Annotated in this window: 5 protein-coding genes; 3 read left to right on the top strand and 2 right to left on the bottom strand. The window is 52.6% G+C overall.

The genetic code is table 11. From position 1 onward, the window contains the following. Window positions 1-36 precede the first annotated feature (36 nt). Window positions 37-627: a hypothetical protein gene (locus tag KFE13_RS00335; protein ID WP_260705146.1), complete on the top strand. Its 591-nt coding sequence runs from the start codon at window positions 37-39 to the stop codon at window positions 625-627. Window positions 628-660: 33 nt separating this feature from the next. Continuing rightward, on the top strand, window positions 661-2,256 hold the full coding sequence (locus KFE13_RS00330; RefSeq protein ID WP_260705145.1) for an OmpA family protein: 1,596 nt from the start codon (window positions 661-663) through the stop codon (window positions 2,254-2,256). A 183-nt stretch (window positions 2,257-2,439) separates the two neighbouring features. Here the strand turns inward: KFE13_RS00330 and KFE13_RS00325 are convergent, their stop codons facing one another. Beyond that, a complete protein-coding gene (locus KFE13_RS00325) occupies window positions 2,440-4,671 on the bottom strand; it encodes a TonB-dependent receptor plug domain-containing protein (protein WP_260705144.1) in 2,232 nt (743 codons plus the stop codon). 1,051 nt (window positions 4,672-5,722) lie between these two features. Next, entirely contained in the window at window positions 5,723-9,433 is a 3,711-nt protein-coding gene (locus KFE13_RS00320) for a TonB-dependent receptor (RefSeq protein WP_260705143.1), read from the bottom strand. Between the two features lie 962 nt (window positions 9,434-10,395). On the opposite strand from KFE13_RS00320, the gene KFE13_RS00315 reads away from it, so the two are divergent. After that, window positions 10,396-12,297 (top strand): CBM96 family carbohydrate-binding protein, encoded by a 1,902-nt coding sequence (locus tag KFE13_RS00315; protein WP_260705142.1) that lies wholly within the window; start codon window positions 10,396-10,398, stop codon window positions 12,295-12,297. Window positions 12,298-12,314: the final 17 nt, after the last annotated feature.

Below are 12,314 nucleotides of genomic sequence, written 5' to 3'. Positions count from 1 at the left end.
GAACTCAATTTCACCTCACAATGAACGGAAATAACAATGTCGAAAACTAGTACCCAACAGGAGAACGAGCTGTCCGAACCGATAACACCCTCTGTTCAAGAGAATCTTCCTGATGCTGCCGCGAGCGTCAACAAGATCCGAGACATCATTTTCGGATCACAGATCAAGAGTTATGAGGCTCGTTTTCTTCGGCTGGAGGAAAATCTAATCCGCGAGACTGCCGAATTAAAGGACACTATGCGCAAACGGTTCGAATCGATCGAATCGTTTTTCAAGAGTGAGTCGGAAGCATTGACGGCTCGACTTAGAGCTGAGAGTGAAGAACGTGCGTCGTTAATCTCCAATCTCGAGCGAGACATGAAAGAAGCGCAAAACAGTCTTGCCAAGCGCTTAAATGACATCGATGCCGCCATGCGGGATGGAGATAGCGCTCTTCGGAAAGAGCTCATGACGGAATCCAGAAAGCTTCTTGAAGAGATCAGCCAGCAGCACGGTAGCACCCGGTCATTAATGGAGATGCGAATAGCGGAACTGCGTGCTCAGAAAACAGACCGCGCCCTCATGTCTGACCTGCTTCGCGAGATGGCGTCTCAGCTTGATAACGATGAACCCCCTCCATCGGAGTAACCGACGAGGTGTGGAGTGGACGATAGGAGCACCTTGAAGGAGCACGAACAGGCACAAGCTTCTGAGCACAGCTTCGTTGAATTACGTGACCTCTTACTCGGCGACCAGATTCGAGAGCTGGAAGAGCTTCGCAGGCGCCTCGACGATCCCAACCTGCGCACTCAGGAGACGAGTAAGATACTCGCCGATGCCCTCTCCCTCTCCATTCAGCGAGACCGAAGAGTGCAGAGCGTGCTTCAGCCAATCGCCGAAGATTCCCTGCGCGCTTCAGTCGAGAAGAATCCAAATCTTTTCGCCGACGCAGTCTTTCCCATCGTTGGACAGGCGGTGCGTAAAGCTGTTGCCCATGCCTTGCAGCAAACATTGGACTCTTTGAACTCTATTCTTGCCGACGGGATCTCGCTCAAGCGATGGCGTTGGCGTCTTGAGGCAATACGTTCCGGAAAGAGCTTCGGCGAGATCGCTCTCGCGCGTAGCCTTACCTACCGCGTCGAACAGGTGTACCTCATTCATCGAAAGACAGGGATCTTACTGGCTGAATCGAGCAAGCATCCGGGGCTGTTGGGAGATGCCGATCTTGTTGTTGGGATGCTCACCGCCCTGCAGGACTTTGTTCGCGATTCGTTCACCACGAACAAACAGGACGACCTCGACGTCTTGCACATTGGAGAGTTTAAAGTGTGGCTTCTGCACGGGCCATTGGCAATTCTCGCGGTGGTCGTACGTGGGCAACTGCCACAAGAACTGCAAGCAAGATTTGCAGACAGAATTGAGCAACTCCATAGCGATTTTCATTCTCAACTAGTATCTTTCGAGACAAGTGGAAAGCCAATTGTTGGAATTGACGCGGGATTGAATGACTACTTGCTCGGAGCGGCTACCTCCGAGAGACCGTCCTATGCAAGGGTTAAGGTTGCACTCGGAATTACGGCGGCAATACTTCTCCTCACATTGTTCGTTCAGGTGCGTGACGAGATCAGGTGGAGAAACTACCTTGGTGCACTACGTCGGGAACCTGGAATCGTCATTATTGAAGCGCATCGTGGCTGGTCAATGTTTTCTCTTGTTGGCTTACACGATCCAATTGCAGTGGAACCCCGGTCGTTACTGCCTGCATATCACCTGTCCGAGAAAAAAGTATCTGAACATTGGGAAGAATATCTGTCCCTTGATCCACGTTTATCGAACGCGCGAAGGCTGAATGAAGAAGCAGCCGCTCTGAGTAAGGAAGTAATTCGTTTTGAGGTAAACACAACGAAGATTCCTCCGGAGCAACTCCCACTCGTAGACACCGTTAGTGATCAGATTCGCCAATTAGCTTTTACAGCCGCCTCACAAGGCAAGGAATTGAGGGTGAAGATTTTCGGAGATGCGGATTCCACGGGTACGGAGGATCGTAATACCGAACTCAGCCGAGAGCGCGCTGAAATGATGATGCGCCTGTTTGTTGCTCGTGGCATTGATCCAACGATTCTTACTGCCGTAGGCCTTGGTGATAGGTTGCCTGGCAGACATGATGCCGATTCATATCAGCAGAACCTGGACAGGCGTGTAACATTCACAGTCCTTCTGGATGGCAAGCCAGTAAACCGTGCTTTGAGTACAACAGATATGAGCTTGCGCTATTAGATTGAGCCACCGCGGAAGAGATATACACTATACTGGCAAATCTGCTCTAGGCAGAGTGCTATGTTCGTTCGCCATCATCCGACGAGCTCGCAGTTTGGACAAAACACTTGGGAGTTCTTACTTGAGCAGCGCGAGAGTTTGTCCAGGCGCAAAAATACTCAATACCAATACCTCGCGCAGTTACTAAAAGGAATACTGAATACCTGCATCTGGAAGGAGCGGCATTTGTCCTTGCTCGAGAACACCGCATGTTGGACACCGTGGCCGCCATTGGTTCGAGTAAAAGTTCGTCGTACCCAAAGCATTCACCAACCCCGCATGCCAGGTCAGTGCTCTACGATCAAAGACATAGCTATGCGAAAGCCTAAAATCCAACCTGCTGTATGTCGCAGCCCGTACAGCGTTAATGCGAGTCAAATCGTATACATCGCGATTCTGTGCGAAGCTTAGGGGGAGGTTATCAGGTGTATATGGCCTGCCGGATGCCACGCTATAGCGCATCGTAAATGAAGTGCCTCGTCCCAGACGCCAATTGGCCCCCACATTGGCCACTAGCGGAAGATCAAAATTACCTCTCCGTAATATGCCGTCTAGCCCACTAAACCAATTTCGCGAATAAGTGATGGTAGCTGTAAGCAGAAGCCGAGAAACGGGTTTGCTCTCAATCGAACCCTCTACGCCCCGTGCCAGACCACTACCTCTGCTTGTCATGGGAAACATCAGAAATGCCTGTCCGAACGTATCCGCAATATTGGCCAGCGAAAGCTGCGGATAATCCGAAGCGACTGGATAGTCTGAGTATCGTTTCTGATATGCCTCGACCGTTATGCCCAATCGGGTCGCATCTACAACTTTGACCCCAACAGTGACATGGCGCGCACGAATCGGCTTCAATGTCTGTTGATTATTGAATGTCAATAAATAGAGCGATGGAGGTGCCTGCACATATTCGGCATATCCTACGTGAACCAGTCTACCGGCAACTGGAGCGGAGAAAAGCAATTTTGGTGTCCATTCTGTATGGCCACCGAGAGCCCAATGCGTTAACCTTTGCCCGACGACTACCTTCGCTTCGAGTGGAAGATGAAATGTAGCCTGGCTGTATTCGGCGCTATTTGCAGTCGCAAATTTTCTATCCGTCAAGGTCGCGTTCATTGGGCGCGGATCTTCGCTATAGGGATTCTGTAGTCCAATTGGCTGCTTTACCAAATAATTCATGCGATCTATTGCCGCGCGAACGCCAGTCTCCCAAGTTATCCGCTTGTTTATCTCTGACGTCCAATCATATTTGACGGTTGTGATGCCATCGCTTGTATCCTCATCATAGATAGTTGCGTTCGATTGAAGCTGGTCGATTTGGAGAACATATTGCGACTGCTGTGAGTTCGCCAAACTGAGGACTCCGAATGAGCGCGCTGAAAAGATGTGCTGCCAGTTGACCCCGGTGACATTCCTCCATCCTCGATATGTAATGTCGAAGGGATTTGTCTCAAAAGTATCGGTCGCACTCGGCCGTATCTTTATTGAATCGATGCCCGTCAGAGACAACCCCCACCAGTTGTTCTTGTCATCGATGCGACTGTCCGCGCGAACGAGTCCATTCTTGTAAACGGGTACGCCATTCAAGCCAATATCATTTGTCATCCACTGCAAAACACTATGCCTTGCGGAGATAAAGAGTGATCCTTCCCGTCCCCATGGACGGGTAATGGAGCCTCCCGCACCTGCGAGGCCCATTTCCAGCGTGGAGTGAGAACTTACGAGAGCTTCTGGGCGCGTCGAGATCTCCACTATGGATGACAGGCGTTGATCGAACTTACTGTCATATGCATCGGTATGAAGTGTCATGTATTGAATGGCTGCGTTATCGATCATCGATACAAAGCCGCCAGTTGTGTCGGAGAGAGCGAGCTGATTGATCGACGGGACCTCGATGTTATCGATGATAAAAAGATTCTCGGAGGGATTTCCTCCACGAACTAAGAAGTCATTTCGTTGATCGTTGTCTGAGACAACTCCCGGCAGCATCTGCATGTATCGTGATGGATCCCCAAATGTTCCGGCCGAGTTTTCTATCTCTTTGGATGTAACTCGGCGCTCGAATCCTTCTGCGCTGTCCTGATCCGTCCGTTGGCTATCGACTCGAACATTTGTCTTGAGCGTGCCAAATGGATTTATTGCGCGATTCGATAACGCAGAATCGGTTCCCTGCCCGACTCCACCCTCGGTATTCGCAGAAAATTTAGATTTAGATCCTGTTGTGGTCGTAATTCTTGCTGGCGAATTCAACGAGGCCGGAGCAGCAACCTCAGATGGCGCTCCGCTCTCCCTTAATTGCGGAGTACCTACCATAGTGGTTTGAGCACCTGCCAGCGTCGATGCAAGAAACATTGCGAGGAACTTGAACTGATTCATAACTGGACCAGGTGATTAGCGTTTGGGTAATAGCAATTTGGTTAAGAATCGCTAAATTAATCTATATCAATAGTTAGCTTCGAGTAATGCCCCATTTGGGTTATCTGAACATCGCGACGGGCGCTTGCAGTTTGAGTGCAGTTTATTGGCTATGGGTGCCGGAATCTACGACAGACGCGGACGGGCAACGATGCCTTCCTTCACAACGCCTCTAGTGTCGCAACTGTTTTTGAACAGCAGGTAACATCTTGCGGCAAAGCTCGCACCGCTGACGCGAGTTTTCGGTCCGGTGCGACTAGCAGGGTTCGACCTATTGAATTCAGTATGAGCAGTGCCGTAGGCAGATTGAACGAACTGTTCAAGCGCGTCTCTTCCACCGGCCTGGGAGCGTGGCTTTCTACCCAAATAGCCCTTAGGGTCCATGGCCTATGACACGGCAAAATACCCAGTTCGATCCGACATAATCGCCTAGGTGCATTTTCTGATTTGCAGCACTGGAAACGTGCTAAGCCCCATTATAGTCAGCTGGGAATCTGCAGCCCCTCGATCACTGCCTCTTCCAAGAGGAGAGTCAAATGCGTCTTTCTGAAGAAAGGGGAGATCCTCTGCATACCGCCAGGGCTAGTTAGGTTTCCCCGAGAACAGCATCTTCTAAACAACTAGGGGTCGATCCTGCGAAATGCGTTTTGTGACGACTGAAGCGGAGACGTCTAGCGCTGTTTCTTTTGATTCCAGAAAGGCTTGCACAATCATGCTCTTGAATGAATCCACGAGTACGTTGTTCGTCTCCTCCGTGTGTTCCATAAGCATTTCTTCATCTGCCAGGAATTACTCCGAACCGTCTCCATCAAAACCGACATCCGCGTATTCGCTCGAACTCCATGCCAAGTTCTTGAGCTCAGGCAGAACAGTATTCCTCCAGGCCTCAGAACTCGCCATCACTCCGCCAGCATCGCCCTGAAAGGCTCCTCATCTCGAGTGAACTACCGAGTTTCTGATCACAAACATCGGCAAAAAACATTCGGGAAGATATCCGCTCAATAGAAGCAATTTAAAACTTCACATTTAGCCCTAGTTGCAGGTGACGCTCGACAGTGTTAGTGCCCGGGCTGCTGGTGATAGAGCCGAAGGAATTGCTGCTGATATTCGCATTGAAGGAGCCCCAGCTCACACCATTCAGCACGTTATAGGCATCGGCACGGAAACCTACCGAGATGCTATGTGGCAGCAGAAAGTCTTTGCTGATCGATGCATCGAAGTTATGGTAACCGGGCTGTTCAACTGAGCCAGTCTTCGAGGTACCGAAGCCCGTTGTTAGCTCGTCGCCAAACGCGGATGTTCCGTTGTCGTTACTGTAGTAGGTAGTAATGGTTCCCGCCGTAATATTCATCACAGGGATTGCAGGGTGCGCGACGGAGGCGTATTGTGCCGACGGGTTGAGAGAGTAACCGTTAGGATTCGTAGCGCAGGCGGAGGTAGTTGGCGTATTGATCGTCTGATTACTGGAGCCTGTGCGGCCAGCGACGCCGGTGCTTCCAACAGTACCCGTCACAACGTTGATGGTCTTTCCGCCACATGAAACGGGGGACGTAGTGAACGCTGCGAGACCCTCCGCGGATGCATCGGTTCCGAGCCAGTGAGCATACGAACGGTTTTTAATCTTGAGCGGACGATACATATTCGCCCGCGTTGAACTGGCGCTGACGATGTTGGCCTTGTAGTACTGCGAAGAGTAAATGGTCTGGAAGAAACCTGTGTGGTAGTTGCCAAGGAATGATGTGTTCCATCCGCCAAAGAGACCCTCCATCCAGGGATTCCAACTCTTCCCAATAAGCCCCCCGTGGCCAATCGGCAGTTTGTACGTGACGGCGAAGGAGATCAAATGCTTCGCGTTGAAGTAGGACTGGCCGTAGTCACCACCCAGATTGAGCGAGTCCTGGGGATAGGCAAAGGCAGAGCCACTGACGCCGCCGCTCGATCCGTAGTAACCGTAGGAGTCGGTCATCGATTTGCTATATGTCCAGTTGGCCAGAAACGTCAGGTTATAGCCGGCACGTTTCGTAATGGTGGTCTGGAGCGCATTGTAGTTCATCATGCCCTCCGACTCACTGTATTGAATATTATGCGTGGCAAGATTAGGAAGTGGGCTGGTGGCCAGCGGCGAGATACAGTACGGACCATTCGTAACAGTCGGAAACTGCGAGCAGGCGGTTTGGTTCAGGCCGATCAGGTCCGCGAGATGATGGCCGAGCTGACCAACATACACAGCCTGCGCAGACATGGTGTTACTGAGTTGATATATGACGCCGAAGTTGAACTGCTGAACGAACGCCGGCTTGTAGTGCGGGTCCCATCCAAGCATGTTGGAATTCGCCGTTGCAGGAACCGGGGAGCTCAACGCACCATATCCCTGCTTGACTGGAATAAAGTTTGAGCTGGCAGTCGCTGACTGAGAGAAGACAAAGGGAATATTTTGCACCAGGCGCTGGTTGGCCCCGAGGCCCTCCTGGAAGTTCGTGATGCCGTAACCACCACGGATCGCAAGGCGGTTATGGAAAGATTCCGGTGCGTAGTTGAAACCAAAACGAGGCATGAAACCCCAGTAGTACGCTTTATAGCAAGCACCATTCGAGCAAGTGGTCGGGTTCCCTGCCGAGGCGCCAGAAGGAATGCTACCGGCGTAGCTCACAATCCCTGTATATGGGTTGATGTTGCTCAGGTGGTTGTTCACTTCATACATCGGCTGATCAAACTCCCAACGCAGGCCGAAGTTGAGAGTCAGGTTTGGAAGTGCCTTGAAATCATCCTGAAAATAGACCGCCGGACGCCATTGACGCTGTCCCCATCCGCCACCCGAATTTCCCACGCCTTCCGAACTGGCTTCGCCCGCAAGGAAATCGCCCCAGGCATCGCCTGTGGAGAGATTGGCATTCGTCGTGTTGCCGGTGAAGGTCCAGGTTCCAAGGCTGCCATTGTTGCCTGAGTAATATCGGTTTTCCTGATAGCGTATGGCCTGCGCGCCAACCTTCAGTGTGTGGCGGCCGTGTTGCCATTCCACCTTATCGCCATAGGTAAAGGCATTGACGACACCGATCGTCGCTCTGCCTATCGAGCCACCTCCACTGAGGGCAGCAGTGCCGCTCGATACATTCTGCGTGCCCGCCATCGTTGCCGCAGGAATGCCCGGATAGATCTGGGCAAAGGGTGCGGGAACACCTACTTTCGCAAGCCCGCTATTGCCGATCAACCCTGAGATGTCCACGGGGATATTGATGAAGCGAGAGCGGCTGAAACCGACACGCAGCTCATTGACGAGGTTGTCTGTGAGTTGTGTCGTCGCGTTCACGATAAAGCCGTGATAGGGATAGTCTCCATTGACAGGCGTGTCGATAGGGCGGGCAATTTGCGTGGGATTATATCGATTGTCCACCTGCGTGTAACGACCGGAGATAAGGGTCCTATCATTCAGCCTGTAATCCAGCTTGATATCGCCTTGATTGATCTCCGTCTTGCCCGAGTTAGAGCCACGATAGTTGTATTTGTTTGATCCGCTCACAAACACAAATGGACAGTTGGACCCATTTGGCGCACTGTTGCAAAGCGGGTAGATCTCGGGATGCGAGAGCAGATATTGTGCCCAGGGACTGGTCACTGGAACCTGAGCTCCTACCCCATTTTTCTCTGGATTCCAGGCCGTACCACCAACAAGAGTTTCGTTCTGGCCCGTGCCTTGCAGATTTGTGTCGGGTTGCTGGTAATAAGCTAACGAATTGGAATTTTGACGCACTCCGCGATAGTCGATAAAGAAGAAGAGCCGATTGCTCACGATAGGACCGCCAAGGGCCCCGCCAAAATAGCCGCGATTTAAATTAGGACGGGCGGCAGGTGTGACGCCTCCGGCGGTATGTTTATTGGTCCAGACGTTCGCGTTCAAATCCTGGTTTTGTATCTGGAAAAACACCTCTCCATGGAACTGGTTCGTACCGCTCTTGGTTGTCATGACCACCTGGCCGCCATTGGCATTGCCGTACTCTGCGGTGTTGTTGCCGGTGATCATGCGGTATTCAGCCAGCGAGTTGCGAGAGGGCGTGTAGCTTGCCCAGTTGTCGATCGCGTCGTTGATGTCCAGGCCGTCGACTGTGAAGTTGTTGGACTGCTCACGGTTGCCATTCACGTTGAAGCTGGGGTTGCTGAAGCCGCCTGAGTGCACAATATTGTCGAAACCGGAGGGCGTAGGCTGGACAGCGCCAGGCGTCAACAGTCCAAGCGTCATCACATTATCAGAGACTAGTGGGAGCTGCGAGATCGTCTTGGAATCGATGGTCGTACTCAGCGTCGCGTCCTGCGTATTGATCAGCGGAGCAACATCTGTGACTGTGACCACTTCCGTAGCGGAACCCACCGAGAGAGGTGTGTCGTAGCGCGCGTCCTGACCGCCGATCAGCGTAAACTCGCTGATGTTTGTCTCCTTATAACCCTTTGCCTTGAATGTAAGCGTATAGGGCCCGGGAGGCAGAAACTGAATGCTGTACACACCCACCGGGTTGGTCTTCACTGAGAACGTCAAGCCGGTCGCCGTATTGCGCGCTATGACATCGGCATACCTAACCACCGCGCCGGAGGGGTCGGTGACCGTACCCGTAATGGAAGCCGTGATGTTCTGGGCCGAAGCTGTCCCTGCCACGCTGAGCAAGAGAATACAGGAGAGGACGCGCACCATTCCGGCTATTCCACGAAGACTGCGAAACGCTGTAGACGTCATATTTTTCTGACCCTTCCCAAATGGCTGCCTCAAGCGTCATCGGCCCTGGCAGAAAGATTCTTCGGATTGAGCGATCGTAAGATTCGTTCGAAAGCAGGGTCAATCTGCCAAAAGTTAGATTTTGGTGAGACCTTACAGAATCTTGTGACATCAGGAGAAACCCATTAGCAGGAGATATCGGCCCTGCATAGCTTGCCCAACTAACACACACTTCAGCACTCGACAGACCGCAGTCGCATCGTATCGCCCGCAATTCATTTTTTGGAGTGGAGCCTCACTTTGGAGGCGCCGAAGACAGCGTGGCTGCGCCTACAACTCAAAGAAACTCACGTCTTGAATCGTTGTCATTCTCTCTCATGCTGATGCCGCAGCCTTGCAAAACGTGTTATTCGTCAATCTAAGGTTTTGTCGATCTCACAGCTTTTTCTACAAAGACAGCTTCATGCTCAGGCGTGAGCGTCATGGACTGGACGGCAGCAATCTCTTTCTGGTGTGGCAGAAGGTCTCTCACCTGCGGATTGAGGTAGAGTGACGCATCCGTCCTCAGAGGCAGGATTTTGATCTCCATCGGAAGGTGTCCAAGCTGGAGGCAGAAGCTCCTTCAAGCCCATCTGCCACGGGACTCCATGGAATCCGGCAACCACCGTAACGAGCTTCACCGTGTGCGCACGGACCCACCCGCAGGACAACGTACATATAGTGACGGGCACAAACCAGCGCTTTAGCGGCGATCACTCGACCAAAAGTCATAATAGGCAGCCGCGCTAGGCGAATCGGTTCCGAAACTTACCCCGGCGAGTCGTACTACTTCTTACCGATTGACTGGTCCATAAAGGGCGTCCTAGTGTTTCGTGCCAGGTACTTCCCGCAGATTTTGCACTGAGAATCGCAGAAAGGTGCTAACTCTCTGACTTGATACCCAGCGGCACCCCACTCCATCTGGATACATCCTAAGGATCGATATGAACTCTCATCTACTTCGTAAGCCCATCTATTGGACGATAATGCTCTGTCTCGCCCTTGGTTGCGGCGCCTCGCTCGACGCACAGAGCACACCTCCGTTCATCGTCTTTGACAATACCTATTACCCGAACTCCACGAGCGTATTCGACGCCGCAGGGACGCTACGCGCCACGGTCATGTATAGCCAGAGCACGTGGCCCGGCACCTGTAATTCCACGGGATGCCCCAACGCTCCGTCAGAAAGCACTTTTAAGGCGGACGTCAGTGCTTATGTAACAGAATTTGGAAGCAGCAACGTCATTATCTTCGACTACGAAAACCTTGTGCTCAGCGCGGAAAGCTCTACCGCAGCCGCCACGAACGCCGTCGCACTCTTCAAACAGATGATCGGCTGGGCGCGTGAGGTATATCCCAACGCGAAGATTGGCATGTATGACTACGACTACAGCTCAACTTATGCGCCAAACAGTACGAGCGGGTACAACACCCTGCGGGCGCAGCTTTACGACGGCAGCACAAATTCGTTCGATTTCTTCGCCCCTACGATGTACCAGCGCTGGTCTACCCACACGGCATGGGACCAGAACCTGGCCAATTCGATCATCAACGATTCAGCCGTTAACCACGCGAATGGACTAAATCTGCCAATCTATCCGTACTTTTCTCCATACACTAGCGGCAACACATCCTCCCCCCTGCTAGCCGACTCCGAGTTCCAATCCGAACTTACTGACATGACCTCCTGCAGCACCGTCTCAAGCACGGCATGTCAGTCCATCCTGAACAGCGTGACAGCCGTTAGCGGTAGCTGTACGAAGAGTGGCAGCGGATATTCCTGTTCCCCCGTCCTTGGCGGCATCCTTTGGACAAACGGAAGTTCGAATGTATCCCCTACGGCCCCGTGGGTACTGGACGTGCTGTCTATCCTCTCTTCGCCTGTCAATACCTCCTCCTCTTACGAAATTGTGAGCATCGGCCAGAGCAATTCATGCCTGGACGGCAATACCACCGCTGGAACGGTTTCGCTGGATACCTGTGCCCAAACTGGGGGGCAGGAATGGACCTTATCCGCCGCATCCAACGGAACCTATATCATCCAGAACTACGGGTATCAGCAGGCCAATCTTGGATCGGGCAACAATTACGACTGGACGGACACAAGCAACGCGCTCACGCTCGCACCGGTGACCTCCGGTACGTCCCCAACATCCGCCCAACAGTGGCAGGTTGTTTCTCTACGAAACGGCTACTACGAGTTCGTCGAGTTTGGAGACTACTCGACCTCCGGCAACACCGACAGCGAAGAATGTCTGACCGCCACCAGCAGCGGCTTGACGACCGCGCCGTGCAATGGCAGCGCAAGCCAGATCTTCCAGATGCCATTCGTAGTTGGCGGCGGAAGCCAGGGCTTGGGAGATACGGCTGACGCCTATATCAATAATGGCTCGTCAGCCAACACCAACTTCGGCGCGAACAGTTACGTTCTGGTGGAGACGGCAGGAACCGGATACACGCGAGAGAGCTACCTGAAGTTTGATGTATCCGGCATTACGGGAACAATCACCAAGGCAACGGTCTACCTTGTGCCCATCACGGTAACTGGTATCGATGTGGACGCCGCGTATGTTGTCACTGATAACTCGTGGACCGGCACGGGAATTACGTGGAACAACGCTCCCGCATTCAGTTCAACGCAGCTCGCAACATGGAGCGTCTCGCCTTCCTCTGTAGGCTGGCCTGTCTTGTTTGACGTGACCTCGGCGGCGACCGCAGCACAGAGCTCCGGAGGATTGTTGTCAATTGGCATCGATGCACCCTCCGCCAGCAACTACGTCGCCTATGCTTCGCGCCGTAGCGGGACAACTTCGTATCGTCCCATGTTGGTCGTCAGCACACAATAACGAGAATCGCCGTGAGA

The sequence above is a fragment of the Edaphobacter flagellatus genome (assembly GCF_025264665.1).
GTDB lineage: Bacteria > Acidobacteriota > Terriglobia > Terriglobales > Acidobacteriaceae > Edaphobacter > Edaphobacter flagellatus.
The sequence above is the reverse complement of the archived record's forward strand: the minus strand, read 5'-3'. Positions and strand labels throughout refer to the sequence as shown.